Source organism: Ureibacillus sp. FSL K6-2830 (genome assembly GCF_038004145.1).
Classification (GTDB): domain Bacteria; phylum Bacillota; class Bacilli; order Bacillales_A; family Planococcaceae; genus Ureibacillus; species Ureibacillus thermosphaericus.
Genome location: NZ_JBBOQR010000001.1, coordinates 1,933,961 through 1,953,204, shown reverse-complemented (window position 1 = coordinate 1,953,204; position 19,244 = coordinate 1,933,961). Strand labels below are relative to the sequence as shown.

Annotated in this window: 14 protein-coding genes and 1 riboswitch; of the genes, 2 read left to right on the top strand and 12 right to left on the bottom strand. The window is 36.4% G+C overall.

Features of this window, described 5'->3' with window-relative positions; translation table 11 throughout:
- Window positions 1–126: 126 nt before the first annotated feature.
- From NSU17_RS09550 to NSU17_RS09515, 8 genes are all read right to left on the bottom strand, one after another.
- Window positions 127–1,251: an IS4 family transposase gene (locus NSU17_RS09550; protein ID WP_096550405.1), complete on the bottom strand. Its 1,125-nt coding sequence runs from the start codon at window positions 1,249–1,251 to the stop codon at window positions 127–129.
- Between the two features lie 349 nt (window positions 1,252–1,600).
- Entirely contained in the window at window positions 1,601–2,632 is a 1,032-nt protein-coding gene (locus NSU17_RS09545) for a fatty acid desaturase (protein WP_340434213.1), read from the bottom strand.
- Window positions 2,633–2,797: 165 nt separating this feature from the next.
- The gene (locus NSU17_RS09540; protein WP_340704881.1) at window positions 2,798–3,289 is read right to left on the bottom strand and encodes a GNAT family N-acetyltransferase; all 492 of its coding nucleotides are present in this window, start codon (window positions 3,287–3,289) and stop codon (window positions 2,798–2,800) included.
- A 263-nt stretch (window positions 3,290–3,552) separates the two neighbouring features.
- Window positions 3,553–6,984 (bottom strand): methionine synthase, encoded by a 3,432-nt coding sequence (metH, locus tag NSU17_RS09535; protein ID WP_340704880.1) that lies wholly within the window; start codon window positions 6,982–6,984, stop codon window positions 3,553–3,555.
- Window positions 6,977–8,824 carry a bifunctional homocysteine S-methyltransferase/methylenetetrahydrofolate reductase gene (locus tag NSU17_RS09530; RefSeq protein ID WP_340704879.1) on the bottom strand — a complete coding sequence of 616 codons (1,848 nt, stop codon included), beginning with the start codon at window positions 8,822–8,824 and terminating at the stop codon, window positions 6,977–6,979. Before NSU17_RS09530 ends, metH begins: the two co-directional genes overlap by 8 nt.
- A 102-nt stretch (window positions 8,825–8,926) precedes the next feature.
- Window positions 8,927–9,031, bottom strand: a riboswitch (SAM riboswitch).
- Window positions 9,032–9,100: 69 nt separating this feature from the next.
- Window positions 9,101–10,501, bottom strand: coding sequence for a protoporphyrinogen oxidase (gene hemG, locus NSU17_RS09525; RefSeq protein ID WP_340704878.1), 1,401 nt, complete (start codon window positions 10,499–10,501; stop codon window positions 9,101–9,103).
- 344 nt (window positions 10,502–10,845) lie between these two features.
- On the bottom strand, window positions 10,846–11,724 hold the full coding sequence (locus NSU17_RS09520) for a tetratricopeptide repeat protein (protein WP_016838943.1): 879 nt from the start codon (window positions 11,722–11,724) through the stop codon (window positions 10,846–10,848).
- Between the two features lie 19 nt (window positions 11,725–11,743).
- Window positions 11,744–12,625, bottom strand: a complete 882-nt coding sequence (locus NSU17_RS09515; RefSeq protein ID WP_016838942.1) for a LysR family transcriptional regulator — start codon at window positions 12,623–12,625, stop codon at window positions 11,744–11,746.
- Between the two features lie 193 nt (window positions 12,626–12,818).
- Between NSU17_RS09515 and NSU17_RS09510 the strand changes: the two genes are divergently transcribed.
- The gene (locus NSU17_RS09510) at window positions 12,819–13,565 is read left to right on the top strand and encodes an alpha/beta hydrolase (RefSeq protein ID WP_016838941.1); all 747 of its coding nucleotides are present in this window, start codon (window positions 12,819–12,821) and stop codon (window positions 13,563–13,565) included.
- Between the two features lie 182 nt (window positions 13,566–13,747).
- On the opposite strand, the gene NSU17_RS09505 is transcribed toward NSU17_RS09510, so the two are convergent.
- Window positions 13,748–14,908, bottom strand: a complete 1,161-nt coding sequence (locus NSU17_RS09505) for an endonuclease Q family protein (RefSeq protein ID WP_340704877.1) — start codon at window positions 14,906–14,908, stop codon at window positions 13,748–13,750.
- A 183-nt stretch (window positions 14,909–15,091) separates the two neighbouring features.
- Window positions 15,092–15,916, bottom strand: coding sequence for a non-homologous end joining protein Ku (ku, locus tag NSU17_RS09500; protein ID WP_340704876.1), 825 nt, complete (start codon window positions 15,914–15,916; stop codon window positions 15,092–15,094).
- 97 nt (window positions 15,917–16,013) lie between these two features.
- Between ku and NSU17_RS09495 the strand changes: the two genes are divergently transcribed.
- Entirely contained in the window at window positions 16,014–17,849 is a 1,836-nt protein-coding gene (locus tag NSU17_RS09495) for a DNA ligase D (protein WP_340704875.1), read from the top strand.
- 33 nt (window positions 17,850–17,882) lie between these two features.
- Here the strand turns inward: NSU17_RS09495 and NSU17_RS09490 are convergent, their stop codons facing one another.
- Both NSU17_RS09490 and NSU17_RS09485 read right to left on the bottom strand, forming a co-directional pair.
- The gene (locus NSU17_RS09490; RefSeq protein WP_340704874.1) at window positions 17,883–18,833 is read right to left on the bottom strand and encodes a cation diffusion facilitator family transporter; all 951 of its coding nucleotides are present in this window, start codon (window positions 18,831–18,833) and stop codon (window positions 17,883–17,885) included.
- Window positions 18,834–18,882: 49 nt separating this feature from the next.
- A complete protein-coding gene (locus NSU17_RS09485) occupies window positions 18,883–19,212 on the bottom strand; it encodes an ArsR/SmtB family transcription factor (protein WP_340704873.1) in 330 nt (109 codons plus the stop codon).
- Window positions 19,213–19,244: the final 32 nt, after the last annotated feature.

Below are 19,244 nucleotides of genomic sequence, written 5' to 3'. Positions count from 1 at the left end.
ATGCCTGAATTTTCAGTTTTATTTTTTCTGGACTTTAGAGAAAAAACGAAAACACCTAAGCGAGGGTAGTAAACATCCATTTTTTTACTATAACCTATGACTTGTGCAACAACGACTGGCAAACCTTTATGGGACGCCGTTTCCTTCGATTTTTCGTAACCAAATGTGAGCGGATTTCCACAAAGAAGCCTTCAAATAGCGACTAATTTGTAAGTAACTGCGTTCGCTATTCGTGTTCAGCTGAGCTAAAACATTCAGACAGTACACTATCATGGCTACGTACACTTGATTATGTACAGCTTGTTCACTGTGACCAAAAAACTTTTTAATGTTCAGATGTTGTTTCATCCATTTGAAAAAAAGTTCGATTGCCCAACGTGATTGGTAGATTTCTGCAATTTCATCTGCGTCAATGTCAAACCGATTTGTCAGTAAATGAAGCTCATTTCCTTTTGTATCATGCAATTTGAGTAAGCGAAACACGTTTTCAGAACGATTTTGTGGTGTTCCAATGACAACCATTTCATCAGAGAATACGGGTGAATCTTCTGGTAACGAAAAGGATTCTAACACTCGGACAACAGCGTTTTTACGCAAACGGGTCACAAAGAAATAGCCATCTTCCGTCATTTGATCAAAGCGCCCATAATCCAAGTAACCACGATCAAACACGTACATGCATTCTTTGTCATCCACGAATACTTCTAGTTGACCACGATCATGTTCGTTGGCATTCGTGAGTACGGCTTTATCTGGATAGGAGAGTCCTTTTTCCATAAAAACAAGTCGTAAGTGAAGCTTTACTCCTGATTTTGTTTTTCGAAACTCTGCCCACTGATGATTGGTCAAATTAAGCGGTAATGTACTCGAATCAATGATTTTCAAAGGCGTTGTCACTTTTCTTCTTGTTTGGAAATTGGTTTTCCGATGAATTTGTGCCACTAAATCGAGAAAAATCGTTTGAAAGAACTCAGTTGGGATGGTATTGATTCGTCTCCCTAACTGTGAAAAACTAATCGATTCCAATCCCGTTGCTCGTTGTAATTCTTCTAAAAAGACAGCGTCACTCAACGCCCGTAAACTCTCGGTTTCATGGAGTTGGGCATACAAAAGCAGTTTCATAAATGAAGCCATATAAAGCTTCTTGGTATAGTGATTTAATTGATGTGTTTTCACTAGGTCGTCAAATAATGGACGATTAATCGGTGAAAACCATTGTTCAAATGATGTTTTTCGTGTAAACTTATCCATAGTTTTGTCCTTTGTATTGGATTTGGATGGTTTACTACCACCCAACCATTATAAAGGCTTTTTTTGTGTTTGGATTATATTTCAGAAAATTCGGTTTATTTGAAGGTGTTAAATTATTTTAATGCGACGCTAGTGATTATACATGGATAAATTAAAAAGGGGGCGTCTGAAAAGGTCATTTTGAGACTCCCCCTTCGCGGCTGTCGCACATGCTTAGCCGCAGATAAATTGCGGGCGAGGAGGCGCGTTTGATGTGACCACCGCATTAGCAAAGTTTTTAAGAGAATATTACTATAAGAAGTAAGGCTGTTCAGAAAGTATTCGACTTTCTGGACAGCCCCCTTCTCATTTAAGCCTCAACCGACTTTACTTTTCCAGCATACACTTTTTCAACCTCTTTAAAAGTTACAAACTTTTTCTTTTTTGGATCGTACAATTTATAACGTATCGATTGAAGGCTCGTTCTAATTGTAATAGTTGTCGCTTTTTGAAGTGGCGGTACGGAATTATGGGCGGCTTCTAAATAATAATTTGGTACTCTTGGCGCTAAATGATGGACATGATGATATCCAATGTTCCCAGTAATCCATTGAAGTACCTTTGGGAGTTTATAAAATGAACTTCCTTCTACTGCCGCCTTTACATAATTCCATTCCGGGTCATATTCAAAATAAGAATCTTCGTACGTATGTTGAATATAGAATAACCAAATCCCAAGAGCTCCTGCAATAAACATCGTGGTACCATGTACTAGCAATACTGCCTGCCAACCAAATGCCATAATCAAAGAGAGAATAATACATAGTACCATTACATTTGAAAAATATGTGTTTAATCGCTCTTTTTCTTTAGCGTCTTTACGATTAAAGCGATTCAACACCAACACTAAATACAAAGGCCCTAATCCGAACATTACAAATGGATTGCGGTATAAACGATAAGCCAGTCGTTTCATTTTCGAAAGAGCCAAATATTCATCTACCGTTAACATATCGATATCACCAATGCCGCGCTTATCTAAATTGCCACTTGTTGCATGGTGAATTAAATGTTCCCTCCTCCATTTTGCATAAGGGAAGGAAGTGAGTATTCCCGTGATGTTACCAACGAGATCATTCGCTTTTTTACTTTTGAAAAATGAGCCATGAGTGCAATCATGAAAAATTATAAACGTGCGCACAACAAATCCAGAAGCAAGCAATCCGCAAAAAGCGCCAATCCATGGATTTGTATTCGCGAAACCATATCCAATTCCCCAAATGATAAGGAGGGGAATAATCGTATTCATTATCTGAATTATACTTATCTTTGTTTCCGATTTTGCAAAAGGAGCAACATCCTTACGAAGCTTTTTCGTCTTTTCAGCATCTGTCAATGACATCTTGTTTTCACCTGTTCCTATAATTTGTTATTATCATCGTACAATTGCATAAGGGTTTCCAGTAGAATCAAATATCATGTTTTTCACATTACAAATGTCATATAGACTTCGATGCAAAAAATGATTCATCCCATCCATATTTGATATGAATCAAATCTTTATTAGTCATTCATATAATTCCAATTGATAATAGACAATATCCAACCATTTTCCAAATTTATATCCAACATGTTGTAATCTGCCGGCAAAATGAAAACCAAACTGCTCGTGCAACTTGATGCTTGCGATATTGTCAGAATCTATGACCGCAATTAACGTTCTTACTTCTCTCTTTTTCGCTTCTTCGATTAATTTTTGCAAGAGTTTTTTTCCGATTCCTTTTCCACGATGTTTTGCTGAGACATAAACAGAATGTTCCATGGAATATTTGTACCCTTCGTTAGAAACAAATCGTTTAAATGCGGCAAATCCAACGACTTCCCCATCCTCTTCATATACGAACATCGGATTATTTTCCTTTTCAATTTCTAAAAACCATCTTTGTTTTCCTTCCAACGTTTCCGGCTCTGTGCGATATAGCGCTGTCGTGTTCAAAATGGCATCGTTATAGATTTCAAGTACACTATCGAGATCTTCCATTGTCATTGGACGAATCATACTGCATCTCCTCCCCATCGTTGCTAATTGAAAAATATGAGATGGTGAAAATCTTCACAAAATCCGTCGATATGCTCACAAATCCTGTTGATAAAAATCAAGCACGTTGATATTTTCACAAAATCCGCCAATATTGTCACAAAATCATCCGATATGTTCACAAATCTTGTTGATAAAAATCGAGCGGGTTGATATGTTCGGGATTTTCATAAATCCATTTGCTAATACATAAAAATATCCCCTAATGTTAGGGGATGCTCATTTTAAACATTGAAATATCTAGCGCTTGGGTGTGCAAAGACGATTGCTGATACACTTGCCTCGGGTTCCATCATATACCCTTCTGTCAAATGCACTCCAATTTGTTCTGGCTTCAGCAATTTAAACAGCTTTTCTTGGTCCTCTAAATTTGGACATGCCGGGTAACCAAAGGAGAAACGTTGACCTTGGTATTTTGCGGCAAAACGTTCCTTCATCGTAAAGTCTGTCGGATCTGGGAATCCCCAACCATCACGAATTTCTTGGTGAAGGCGTTCAGCAAATCCTTCTGCAAGTTCTAATGCAGTTGAAAGGAGGGCATGGCTTTCTAAAAATTTGCCTTCTTCTTTTAGTTGATCTGCTTTCTCTTTCGCTCCATGTCCTGCAGTCACTACCATTAACGCTACATAATCCATTTCACCACTATCTACAGATTTTAAGAAATCAGCTAAACAAAGATAAGGTTCCACTTGTTGGCGTGGGAAATGGAATCGCTCAATTTCAGTTTTACTATCTATCGGACTATAAATAACTACATCGTCGCCGTCACTTTGAGCAGGGAAGAATTGATACATCCCTGAAGGTTTTAAAACTCCAGAATTTAAAATATCTAGTACTAAATCGTATAATTCTATCGCCCGCTCGTCTTTCTCTGCCAACAGTTTTTCCACATTGCCTTTCAAACCTAAATGGTGGCCTAGCAATGTACGCATATTGATATAAGGCAGTAAATGTTGAACAGAGTAATTTTTCTTAATGTGTACTTTCAAATCTCTTGGTACGAAAACCGGTGCATCCTCTACAGTGCGAGCTTTCCTTTTTGAGACTTCTTTTACTGATTGATTTGCCCGTTTTGCATCTGCTTCTAATCGTTTTTCACGTGACTCTCGAATTTCTTGTAAAAGTACTTCACGTTCATTCGGATCCATTAAACGATTGGCATGCTCTAATCCTTGCATTGCATCCTTAGCATAAATAACTGGTCCATCATATTCTGCAGCAATTTTTGTTTCAGTAAAACGTTTCGTTAAAGCTGCACCACCTACGAGAATCGGGATATCAATTCCTGCTGCTTTAAAGTCTTGAGCAGTTAATACCATTTGTTGTGCAGACTTCACCAACAATCCTGACAAGCCAACTATATCTGGCTTTTCTTTGCGAATGGCTTCAATTAATTCGGCAGGCGCCACTTTAATACCCAAATCAATCACTTGATACCCATTATTGCTTAATATAATATCCACTAAATTTTTTCCAATATCATGGACGTCACCTTTTACCGTTGCCAAAATCACTTTTCCTTTTCCAGAACTGTCTTCCACTTTCTCCATATACTGTTCAAGGTGAGCAACCGCCGCTTTCATGACTCCGGCACTTTGCAATACTTCCGCAACGATTAATTGGTTATCATTAAATAATCGGCCTACTTCTGCCATTCCGTCCATCAACGGTCCATTTATGATATCTAATGGTGTATCAAAGATTTTTCTTGCTTCTTCTAAATCTTCAATTAAGCCCTCTTTTGTACCTTCGACGATGTAGTATTTAAGCCGTTCTTCCACCGTTTCAGGAAGAGCAATCACTTTTTCTTCTTTCTTTTTATCGCGATAAAATGCCGTAAACTTCGCCAATGTTTCATCGTTTGTATTGAAGATTAAATCATTAGCTAATTGTATTTCTTCTTCCGGTAGAGAGGCATAACGCTCCAATTTTTCTGTATTAACAATGGCATAATCTAAGCCAGCTTGCGTGCAGTGATATAAAAATACTGCATTTAATACTTCCCTGCCAACCGGTGGGAGACCAAAGGAAACGTTACTAATCCCAAGAACCGTTAAAACTCTCGGAAATTTTTCCTTTATGAGTCGAATTCCTTCGATTGTTTCTTCTGCAGCGCCAATGTATTGCTCATCCCCAGTACCTACGGGGAAAACTAATGGGTCAAAAATAATATCTTCCGGCGCAATGCCCCATTTTTCCGTTAAAATTTTATAAGAGCGTTCTGCTATCGCCAATTTTCTCTCGCGAGTGACGGCCATTCCCTCTTCATCAATTGTACCTACAACAACTGAGGCACCATATCTCTTCACGATTGGCAGCACTTTATCAAAACGTTCTTCTCCATCTTCTAAGTTGATGGAGTTGATGATTGCTTTTCCTTGACAATATTTCAATGCCTCCTCTATCACTCGCTCGTCAGTTGAGTCTATGACTAAAGGTACTTTCACTTTCTTTACCACTTCTTGCATAAATCTGCGCATATCTTCTAGCTCATCTCGGTCAGGGTTCGCTAAACAGATATCAATCACATGCGCCCCGTTTTTCACTTGGGCTCGAGCAATTTCAGCCGCTTCCTCATATTTTCCATCAACAATTAACTGCTTAAATTTACGAGATCCAATAACGTTTGTTCTTTCACCAATAAACAACGGACGCATTGAATCATCATAAAGCAGCGGTTCAATGCCTGATACTGCATGTCCATGGGATTTTTCCTTCTTCTTTCGAGGTTTATAGCCTTCTACTGCTTCACGGATTGCCTTTATGTGGGCAGGAGTTGTACCGCAGCATCCACCGACAATGTTTAACCAACCTTTTTCAGCAAATCCTTGCAATTTCTTCGATAAAGATTCGGGTGTTTCATGATAATGTCCCTCTTCATCTGGTAATCCAGCGTTCGGATAACAGCTTATATAGCTTGTAGATAATTCGGAAAGCGAGCGAATATGATCTGTCATAAATTCTGGCCCTGTCGCACAGTTAAGTCCGATTGAAATGGGATTAATATGTTCAATAGAAACATAGAAAGCTTCTATAGATTGCCCAGCAAGTGTTGTTCCCATTGGCTCAATCGTCGCAGAAACCATAATCGGAAGCTCTTTTCCAGTTTCTTCAAATGCACGCTTCAGACCAAGGGTTGCCGCTTTCACGTTTAACATGTCTTGGCTTGTCTCAAGTAACAATAAATCTGCGCCGCCTTCAATTAGCGCTTTTGCTTGGATATAGAAGTTTTCGGATAGCTCATCAAATGTAATACCGCCCGTTACAGACAATGTTTTCGTCGTTGGACCTATAGATCCTGCAACGAAGCGAGGCCAGTCGCTTGTTGAATATTTTTTAACTTCTTCTTTTGCAATTTCTACAGCCCTCTTATTAATTTCTTCTGCTTTATAACCTAATCCATATTCATTTAATACGAGTGGGGTTCCTCCAAATGTATTTGTAGAAATAATATCTGCACCAGCTTCTAAGTACGCTCGATGGATTTTAGAAATGACATCAGGTCTAGTTAATACAAGGTGTTCATTACATCCATCAAATTCTTCCCCACCAAAATCTTCCGGTGTTAAATTTTCCTGCTGGAGCATTGTTCCCATTGCACCATCGATAATCAATATTCTTTTTTGCAATTGTTCCTCTATTGGATGATTAACCATTTGCTTTAACTCCTTTATTTTGCTCGTCAAGTTGTTGAATATATTGCAATAGTTGTAAAGTGATTTCATATCGCATAAACGGCGTAATTAGATAAATGCCGTTGAAGTATTTCGTTGCTGTATCTAACAATTCTTTTGCAATTTCTAGTCCTACTTTTGTTTCTTGTTCTTTATTTCCGCTTACTTGTTGCATTCTTTCTAACACATCATCAGATAATTTAATTCCCGGTACTTCATGATGCAAAAATTCCGCATTTTTAAAACTAGTAAGCGGCATAATTCCTATATAAATTGGTGTATCTAAATGTTTTGTCGCTTCATGAATTTCCACAATTTTTTCCTTCGAATAAACTGGTTGCGTAATGAAATAATCCGCACCATGTTCAATTTTTTTCTCTAGACGGCTGACAGCACGATCTAACACTCTCACGTTAGGATTGAAAGCCGCTGCTACTGAGAAATTCGCTTTTTTTCTTAGTGCTTTGCCAGAAAAAGAAATTCCTTCATTTAACTGTTTAATTAATGATATCAATTCCATCGATGAAACGTCATAAACACTTGTTGCACCCGGAAAATCCCCTACCTTTGTTGGATCACCAGTTACAGCCAACACATCATGAAGGCCAAGAGCATTGAGTCCCATTAAATGGGATTGCAGCCCAATTAAGTTTCGATCTCGGCAAGTAATATGTGGCATTGTGCGTATGCCATATTGCAGTTTTAAAATGGCCCCCATTGCCAAGTTACTAACCCTTGGAGATGCTAATGAATTGTCTGCCATCATGATAAGATCTGCCCCTGCATTGTAAAGAGCTTTTGCTCCTTCAACAAACTGTTCAATTTCAAGATGCTTCGGCGTATCCAATTCTACAATGACAGAACGTGCTCTTTTTGCTTTTTCGTGGAGAGGTTCAAAATTATGCGGTTCAGGCTCGCGAATGATTATTTCCCTCTGAGGTTTTGCCTCTTTCTTTTCAACCGGCTGAAAATGAGCAAGCTTCTTTTTCATCGCTTCAATATGTTTCGGTGTTGTACCGCAACATCCTCCAATGAGCCTTACTCCTTCATTGCATAATTCAACCGTTGCCCTTGCAAAATAATCTACTTCTGATTCGTAAACGACACGCCCCTCTTCAATATCTAATAAAGAAGCGTTCGGATAAACAGATAAATACGCTCGTTCAGGAATTTCTACCTGTTCAAAAGCCTGTATTGTGTGGTATGGACCAAGTCGACAGTTCACCCCTACAATATCTGCACCTAATTTTTCTAACTGCTTTAATGCTTCATTCAATTTCATGCCATTCATTAATACGCCCGGCTCTTGCATTGAAACTTGAGCAATGATGGGCATATCCGTCATGGCTCGTAACATTTTTAACGTCTCGCATAGCTCTTCAACATCATAATAAGTTTCTAACAACAAACCATCTAACTGCCCCGCAATTAGCACTTCTGCTTGTTCACGAACTGCTGCAAGAATTTCATCTAATGTATAATCTACTTTGCGAACACCGCGGATACCACCAATCGAACCTAAAATAAACACTTCACTGTTCTTGGCTGCTTGTTTGGCAACACCTATCGCACCTTCGTTAATTTCCACTACTTTTGACTCCAAACCATAACGAGTGAGCTTGATTCGATTAGCGCCATATGTATTCGTTTGAATAACATCTGCGCCAGCTTGTATGTATTCACTATGAATTTTTTTAATGATTTCCGGTTTTTCAATATTCATTTCTTCGTGACAATTTTCAAGTCCATATGAATATAACAGCGTTCCCATAGCACCATCTGCAACTAACACTTTATGTTTTAACGCATCTAGTAGCCCCATTCGAAATTCCCTCACTTTTCTTTACTTCATAAATTTTCTGTCAATTCATCTAATAGAAAAAGCCTTCTTGCGAAAGAAGGCTTGTCATTTCCTTTAGAATTCACCTTATCTTTCGGCAATTGCCGCTGGATTTAGCACCTTACTAAACATTTTTAGTGGTTGCTGAAGCTTCACCGGGCCAGTTCCCTCCACTTCTCTTGATAAGTCATATTCGATTTTAAAATATCAATATAATAAGTTACATCATAAAATCAATACTTCATTTTGTCAAGTTAATTAGTCGGAATTATTTAAAAAGTTGTTTATAATTTGGTTTGCTGTTTCTTTCCCGTTATCAATGCATGCACCAATTCCTACGCCGAAATAAGAGCAACCAGCAATGTAAAGATTCGGATAGAGGTTATCTAATTTTGTAATTATTTCTTGCAAAGCTTCATGATGAGCTAAATCATAAGTTGGCATGGCATCGATCCATTTTGTAATATTCACAATGGTAGGTTGTGCTTCTATATTCAAACTGAGTTGAATATCGTTCAAAGCAACCTTTGTTAACTCTTCATCACTCATTTTCACTAATTCTTGGTAGCGAGGATTACTTTCTTTATAAAACAGTCGAACAAGTAGATTTCCTTCTGTTGAAGTATGCTTCCATTTACGGCTTGTCCAAGTAGAGGCATTACATAATAAATCGCTGTTGTAGGAAACGATAAATCCAGTGCCATCCTTAGGCAAAATAGAATCTGGTAGATCGAAGCCTACATACATCGTAATGGCTGATGCATTTTTAAATTTGTTGAAATAAGGATTTAATTCATCATTATTTAAAACTTGCTTCACGACTTGGTTGGGCAATGCTAACACAACAACATCCGATTCCAATTTTTCTCCGTTAGCGAAGGAAATTTCATAACGTTGTTCTTTTTTCTCAACAAGTACTGTTTCAGTATCTTTATATATTTCTACATCCACAAGCAGTTCTTCCATTCGATCAATTAGTTGAGATAGTCCGTTTTTAAAAGAAAGGAATTTTTTATTCGCTTCCCGTTCAAACTTTTCCCGATTTGCTTGCAAACCTTTCATTATACTTCCATATTCATTTTTGTAATCAACTAAGTATGGAAGCGTAGAGGCAATGGACAATTTATAAATGTCCCCTGAGTAAACACCAGCTAATACAGGAGCTATTTGTTTCTTCACAATTTCTTTTCCAAAAAAGTATTCTAAGAAATCTCCGATAGAACTTTCCTTCGTAAATTTCGTATTCGGTATTTCCTCATCTTTTAACACTCGTTGTTTCCCTTCTTCTGAAATTAATGTGCTCGCTTTTAGGGATTCGAGAGTCATAGGAATGCCAAAGACAGAATCCTTTGGAATCGCATGTAATTCATTATTGGTGTGAATATAAGAAATTCCTGTTTCGTTATATACGACTTCTGATTCAAAATCTAGTTCCTTTACAAGTTCCATTACGCTTGGATATCGTGCTACAATGGAATCCGCTCCCGTTTCCATGATGAATCCTTTTTCACGCGCTGTGTGCATTTTTCCGCCAAGGTACGGATTTTTTTCCACAAGTACTAAACGGGCAGGAATTTCATTTTCCTTTAATTGTTTTTGTAAATAATACATCGTGCAAAGTCCTGTAATTCCTCCACCGATAACCGTTACCGTTTTCATTCGTTACAACTCCTATAAGATCTTTTTACCGTACTTTTAGTATAATCTTTTTTTATAACTCTTTCTGTGTCGGCTTTAGTAAATTTCAATATAGTAAACAACAAATATGCTTTTGACTGTTGAATTTATTTCAAAAGGAATTTTGATAATTTATTCAATTTATTAAACAATAAAAAACAGCCCTTTCCACTATACTACAAAGGACTGTTTCACTATATTCAACTAGTTTTTCATAATCCAACTTTAGAATCACAATCTCTTCATAGCATGTAATGTTCTGTCATCCCCACTACATTACGGAATCATGGAATGTAGTAATGCAATACTTTTTAGTGTGCTTATTATTAATTATACTCATTTTGCTTTTGTTGTTTTGCCAGTTCTCGCCAGCGGGCTGCCGCTTTTTTATCTACTTCAACATCAATCCCATTTTCGTAAATATATGCGATATTTAACTTTGCTTGATAATCTCCTAGCAACGAAGCTCTCTTATAATAATAAAGTGCTTTCTTTCCGTTTCTTTCAACACCGATTCCATTCTCATATAGAAACCCTAAATTATAAATTGAATCAATGTGATGGTATTCCGCTGCTTTTTCAAACCACTCAATAGCAAGAGGGACATTCCTCTCCCTGCCCAATAGACCCTCAAAATAGATGGAACCCATTCGATATTGGGCATCGAGATCCCCGCCTTCAGCTGCCTTCAAATAATATTGAAATGCTTTTTCGTCATCTCTATTTACCCCAATTCCTTGCTCATACATAATTCCTAATGTAAACATTGCTTCTACAACATTCTGTTTTGCAGCCACTTCAAACCATTTTAAAGCTTCCTTATAATTTACATTTCCTACTTCACCGTTTAAATACATGTCTGCTAAGTTATTAGCTGCATCAGGATTTCCGTTTTTTGCTGCCTTTTTATATAATGAAAAAGCCATTTCAATATCTTCTTCAACGCCAAGTCCTTCGTAATAGCAATTAGCCAACTGATATTGTGCTTCACTATTTCCCGCTTTACTCGCTTTTTGCAACCAGTAAACAGAAAGAGAATATTCCTCCATGATCCTGTATATATCCGCTAATTCAACCATCGCTTCTACGTTCTTTTCATGGGCAAGTTGGTATATATTTTTCGCTTCTAGCATTTGTTCTTCTGTAAGCAAATGACGCAATTGTTGTAAACGCTCTTCAAATCTTTCCTGCATCTCTAATTCCATCACCATCGACACCTTATCTTCATTTAAAATATTCGACTAAATAATTTTTAAATTTCGTTGCAGCAGGAGACATATAACGGCCTTTAACCCATGATACACCGATTTTCCGCTCACAAATGGGTTCTTTAACCGATATTTTTCTTACATTATACTCATTCAATCCTTTAATGTCTGGAATAATCGAAATACCATGGCCAGCACTAACAAATCCTGCTACTGTATGTGGATCTTCTCCTTCAAATGTAATATTCGTTTTAGCAATTCCCACATCTTTTAATAATTGGTCTACAATATGACGTAATGCATTCCCTTTTTTTATAGATACAAAAGGTTCATCTTTTATTTCAGACAAATTGATAAATTCTTTATTTGCAAACCGATGATTTTCTGGAACGATAACAAACAATTCTTCCTTCCATAATTCAATCCATTCAATATCAACTATTTTTGATTCAATACGTTGGGATAAACATAAATCGATATCCCCTTCTTCCAACAATTCTAATAAATTCAATGAAGAAGCTTGAGTTAAAGTAAACTTGATATTCGGATATTTTTCGTGAACATGAGCCATCAATTCAGGCACAATCTCCATCCCTAAAGTGTGGATAAATCCTAATGATACCTCTCCATATCCTGGCATAATCAATCCATTGATTTCCTGTTTCGCTCGATTATATTCTTCTAAAATCGTATTCACTCTTTCCAAAAAAAGTTTTCCATAGCGATTCAATACAATGGAACGGCCTTGCCTATCAAAAAGAGGTACTCCAATCTCTTGTTCTATATTTGAAATTGATTTACTTAATGCTGGTTGAGAGATGTTTAACAATTCAGCAGCATGAGTCATATGTTCTATTTCAGCAACAACTTTGAAATATTCCAATTGTTGTATTTCCATTTACATACCCCTTTTGTTAATTGATAACCATTTAGAATGGTTTTGATAAAAATAATAAATTGTATTTATGTAAGGCTGTATCTATAATAAGTTTACAAGATTGATTTACATAACAAAATTCATTTTAAAAAACAAGATATTTTCATTTTTTTTCATTTTATTGTAACATTATTTATAAAAGGAGTACTTCATAATGAAAATCGTTTCGCCAAAACCATTTACTATTGAGACGGGAAAACGCGCTGTCTTATTACTACATGGTTTTACAGGCAACACTAATGATGTGAAGCGTTTAGGTCGTTATTTAGCAGATCGCAATTATACGGTTCATGCTCCTTTATATAAAGGGCATGGAAGTGATCCTTTAACCCTTATCAACACAGACCCGATCGAATGGTGGAATAGCGCTGTTGAAGGTTACGATGAACTTCGCAGAAGAGGGTATAAAGAAATTGCGGTTGCTGGTGTTTCTTTAGGCGGCATTTTCTCACTACGCCTAGGCGAAGAACGACCAATTAAAGCAATCGTAACAATGTCAGCACCAGCGTTATCTAAAAGTGTTGACAGCTTACAACAACGTATTATTAGCTACACAATTAATTACAAAAAATTAACTGGCACATATAATGAAGATGTAGATAAACCAGAAAACTTAGCGAAAACATATCGAATGCCGAAGCTAGAATACTTGCAAGGCATTATTAATGATACAAGCGCGAAATTAAATCAAATAGATAAACCTGTTCATATTTTACGTGGGTTAAATGATGATGAATACTACTGCCAAAGCGCAGATTACATTTATAACTCTGTAAAATCGCGCATTAAATCTGTTAAAAGCTTTATTAATTCAGGTCACATTTTAACTGTAGATAAAGAACGTGACCTTGTATTTGAAGAAGTATATCGCTTCTTTGAAAGTTTAAAATGGGAAGAATAATATTTGAATCTTCTCAACATAATAAATAATGTATCCCCTAGCAAATTCCCCAATTTGCTATAAAATATATGTCCTTGAGACATACATCCCTTTGGCAAGCTACGAAATAGATCCCCGTCTAACTTCGTAGCTTGTTTTTAATTTATAAATAGGAGAAGCTTAAATAAGTTAAGCATGTTTTTTTACTCAATTACTTTCCCATACACACCGCCTCCGCCAACCTCAATATTTAATTTTCCTCTTCTTGCTAAATCAATTAGATTAGCAATTTTCTTTGGAACCACTTGCTCCAATTGTTCTACCGACACTTCATGTAAAATAGCCATTTCCGTACCGAAAGCTTCAATCAATCGACGAATCGTCTTTGCTCCAACTCCCGGGATAAAATCTAACGGAACTTGATGGATATATGGTGGTCGATGACGAGTAGGGGGTTTATGATCCTTCAATTCGTTTATTCTTTTAGAAACGCCCTTTACCAAATGGCTGCTTTCGCATGCTGAACATGATTCTTCCGATTCAACATGTTCACCACATTCTTGACAAACAGTGGAGTGATACTTTCCTAATAGAGGATTTAATCCATAATTCGCTAAAATCTTTCGGCCGCCTTTTTCTTGTAAAGCGTAAACAAGCTCTTTAAAATTTGCATCCTCCAATTGAACTTTTTGATATTCTCTTGCCAGTTTCCCTAAAGAATGAGCATCTGAGTTTGTGACGAAAGGATATTTTTCAAGTTCACTAATTCCTTGCACCATGTATGTATCAGAGCTCAATCCAAGTTCAATGGCATCAATTCGTTCAGAATCAAACACTTCCGATAAACTTTTTTCTACTCCCTTTCCATAGAGGCTTTTAAAAGGTGTAAACACATGGGCTGGAATAAATAGCCCTTCTAATTCTTGTACTTTTTGTTGTAAAGTCCTCCCATCACAATAGATGCGTTGTGAACTTAAATGAATATTTTTCAAAAGAGGACGCATCCATTCGGAAAATTTCTTCATGTACTCAAGAGTTGGAAAGAAGGAGAGAACATGAATCGGCCCCTTACAGTGTTCATCAAAAATCTCGATTTCCGAGCCTGGAATGAGTGTCGTCTTATCAAATCGCAATCCCCCTTCCGGAAGAAGCTCAATTCTTTGTTCTTCTACCAGTTGTTCGATTTCCTTTATGACTTCAGGTGAATGGCAATCGATTATCCCTACGATATCAAGTCCTTTTTGACTTGAGGCGGTTTGTAATATATTTTTTAGCGTTAAATTTTTACTCCCTGTTATTTTTACTGCTCGCCCACTCTCAGTTCTTCCGATATGTATATGTAAATCAACATAATAATTCTTCATCTTTTCACGTCCTTGTAACTTAAATTTTATTTTAGCATATTTTTTTCGTAAATTTTTCGTATAAAAAAGGACATTACAAAGGAAGTAATCTTTGGAATGTCCCTTTACTCAAAATGTATTCATGAAATTTTTTATTCTAATGAAGTGTTTCATTCATCAATCAAAAAATTAAATAGTGCAACATTATGCTTCTTTTTTCTCTTTTGTTTTTTTCTTTCTTGTGGCAGGTTTCTTTTTCGTTTTATTTAATGATGCTTCTAGAGCACTCATTAAATCGGTCATATCAGGTGGAATGGCTGGATTTTTCTCCGCAGCTGTTACGGTTTCTTCCGCTTTCTTCTGCTCAATCAGTTCGAGAAGTGCTGTACGATAATCATCATGATATTTCTCTGGTTCAAATTTTACCGTCAGTTGATCAATTAACATCAATGCAGTTTCTAATTCTTTTTGTACAACCTTTTCATCACTCGGGATATTCGGAACATCTTTAGCATTTCTAACTTCATCTGGAAAATAAATTGTTTCCATTAACAATGTATCTTCATATACCCGAACAACTGCTAATTGTTCTTTTGAACGTATAGTAATTTTAGCTACTCCGATTTTGCCTGATTCTTTCAACGCTTGACGTAGCAAAGCATATGCTTTCAATCCACCTGTATCAGGTGATAAAAAATAGCTTTTTTCAAAATAAATTGGATCGATTTCTTCTAGCTTGACAAATTCTATAATTTCTACAGCCTTTTCTTCATTTTCTTTCCTCAATTCTTCCAAATCTTCCTCATCCAACACGACAAATTTATTCTTTGCGTATTCATAAGCTTTGACAATCTCTTCACTTTTCACTTCTCTGTCGCAAACGGGACATACCTTTTTATAATTAATGGGACTATGACATTCTTTGTGAAGCTGTCTAAGTTTTACATCTTTATTTTCTGTAGCTGCGTGGAGTTTAACAGGTATATTCACTAACCCAAAACTGATGCTACCTTTCCATATCGTATGCATAGCGTCACCTACTTTTTTCTTATTATGCTTAAATGAAAAATAACTATGTATAACCTTTAACCTCTGTTCAACAATAATGAAAAAAGAGGTTTTCGTCATGAAGCCAATGTTATTAACTTCAGTAGAGGAGTTACCTGTAGGTGACGAGTGGATTTATGAAGCTAAATATGATGGTTATCGAGCAATCTTGGTATGGGAAAATGAAATTCCTACCATTATCAGCAGAAATGGCAACGAATTAACACCACTTTTCCCTGAATTAATTGAATTTTGTAAGCGGTATTTTTCGTTCGTTAAATCTTTTCTTCCACTAACTTTAGATGGGGAAATTGTATACTTAGAAAACAATTTTCGAAGTAATTTTTCTATCGTTCAATCCCGGGGAAAAACAAAAACAAAACAAAAAATTCAACAAGCTAGCCAAAAATTTCCTTGCCAATATATCGCTTTTGATTTACTGCAATTCAAAGGAAAAGAAATGCATTTCTTTCCTCTATCCAAAAGAAAAGAACATTTAAGTCAGCTTTTTTCAAAGGCGAACCTCCCAAAAAATATACAATTTTTCTGCCGTGGACAAATACAATGTATTGAAAGCTTCCAACAGAGGGATGTTCTTTGGAAAATCATTAAAGAGCATAATGGTGAAGGAATGGTTGCAAAACGAAAAACAAGCCTATGGATTAGTGGAAAGCGTTCAACGGACTGGTTAAAAATAAAAAACTGGCGACTTGTATCCGTTGTTGTCCATTCCTTCAACAAAGCAAACGGCTATTTTACAGGTGCAATTTTTAAAGAGCATCAATTAATAGAAGTAACAACTTTTAAACATGGTTTGTCCGATGAAGAATTTAACACATTGGGATCGTTTTTTGAGACGAAAGGAGAAAAAATCTCCAGTTCAATTTGGACTTTACCTCCTTCCATTTGCGTTGACATTGCATGTATCGATTTTGATGGAAAAACATTAAGAGAACCTCGTTTCCATTCTTTTCGTTTCGATTTACTACCAGAAGAATGTAATTGGAAAACATTTTTAAAACAACTTCATCCCATACCCGAACATGTACAAGTTACTCATCCTGAAAAACCAGTCTGGCCGAAACTTAATTTATTGAAAGATGATTATATTCTTTATTTAGACATGATTGCTCCCTATTTGCTTCCCTTTTTACAAAACCGAGCTCTAACGGCGATTCGTTATCCACATGGCGTTCCTGGCGAAAACTTTTATCAAAAAAATGTACCAGACTACGCACCTGATTTCGTTCAAACTATGCGGATCGATTCTATTGATTATATTGTTTGCAACGACATACCCACATTATTATGGCTAGGCAATCAATTAGTATTGGAATTTCATATTCCTTTCCAAACGATTAACACAACCTATCCAACAGAAATCGTGTTTGACTTAGATCCACCTTCCGTCAGCGAATTTCCATATGCCATTGAAGCAGCTCTAAGAATGAAAGCAATTTTTGATCGATTTCAGCTGCAATCATTTGTCAAAACGTCTGGCGGAAAAGGTTTGCAACTCTATATACCGTTGCCAAAAAATCAATTCACCTATGATGAAACCCGCATCTTTACTGAATTCATTTGTAAATTTTTAGTAAATCAGGAGCCGAATATTTTTACATTAGAGCGGTTAAAAAAGAAAAGAGAAAATAAGTTGTATTTAGATTATGTGCAACATGCAGAAGGAAAAACAATTATTGCACCATATTCTCCCCGTGGAAATGAATTAGGCTGTGTCGCAACACCTCTTTACTGGGAAGAGGTGAAAGAAGGATTGCATCCAAATAACTTTACGATTCCAAAAGTGGTTGAACGACTGAATACGTTAGGCAACCCATTTAACAATTATTTTGAGGCTGGAGAAAAACAGAATTTTAAAGAAGTCATTGAAGAATTAAAAAATATATTAAAATAAAAAATCCTCCATCAAAATTGATGGAGGTCCATATTAATGATGATGATGGTGTTGATTACCTTGAATTTTACATAATACAGAATCTTCATGTACATGATCAGCATCTTCTATTTGTACGGTCATATGTGCAATTCCTAAATGCAGCAGTTCATGCTCAATTTTTCTTAATATCTTCTGAGTTTCTTTTAACGTTAAATGTTCATCTACCACTGCATGACAGGATAGTGCGTTTTGTCCACTTGTAATACTCCATACATGTAAATCATGGATACCGATAATACCAGGCGTATTGTTAAATAATGAAATAATTTCATCTATATTGACGTTGCTTGGGACACCTTCCATTAAAACATGAATGGCATCTTTCGTTACTCGATAACCGCTATTTAAAATAATTATTGCCACAATAATACTTGCCACTGGATCCATCCATCCCCAACCAAGGAACATGATGGATAGTGCTGCTACAATTGCTGCAACGGAACCTAACATGTCTCCAATAACATGAAGAAAAGCAGCTCTCATATTTAAATTATCGTGAGTATCGCCACCGCGCATTAATATCCAAGCCACAAGCACATTCACTGCCAACCCGACAATTGCAATTCCAAGCATACCAACAGATGCAATTTCCGGAGGGGAAATGAATCGTTCAATTGCTTCAATAACAATAAAAATTGAAATAAGAATTAATGTAACACCATTAAAGACCGCCGCTAATATTTCAAAACGTCGATATCCATAAGTTCTTGAATAATCCGCAATCTTTTCACCAAACTTGAAGGCAAGCACACCAACTCCTAGTGATACTGCGTCACTCAACATATGTCCAGCATCCGAAAGAAGTGCAAGACTGTTTGTTAATAAGCCGCCAATCGCTTCTACAATCATATATGTGGCAATAATGAAAAATGCAATAGTTAATGTTTTTTTGTTAGCACCATGAGTATGATCATGGTGTGCATGATTATGGCCATGCCCCATCAGTAAACCTCCTTTATATTAGTATATATTCATATAAAAATAAATGTTCTTAATGTTTAGAATGCTCTATTGTTTGATGTAACATATGCATCACGTGGTCATCATCGTGAGAATAGTAAAGTGTTGTACCTTCTCTGCGATATTTGACAAGCCTTAAGTTTTTTAAAAATCGTAACTGATGAGAAACGGTAGGTTGACTTAAATTCAATTTTTTGGCAATCTCATTAACCGAATACTCATTACGCGAGAGTAAATATAAGATTCGTATTCGAGTTGGGTCGCTCAACGCTTTAAACGTTTGAGAAACTAAAAATAGTGTTTCATCATCTAGATCATTATGTTCCAAATTTTCTTCTTGATGAATGAATTCGTTTTCCATGTCTAACACACCTCAAATAATTTCTTATATGA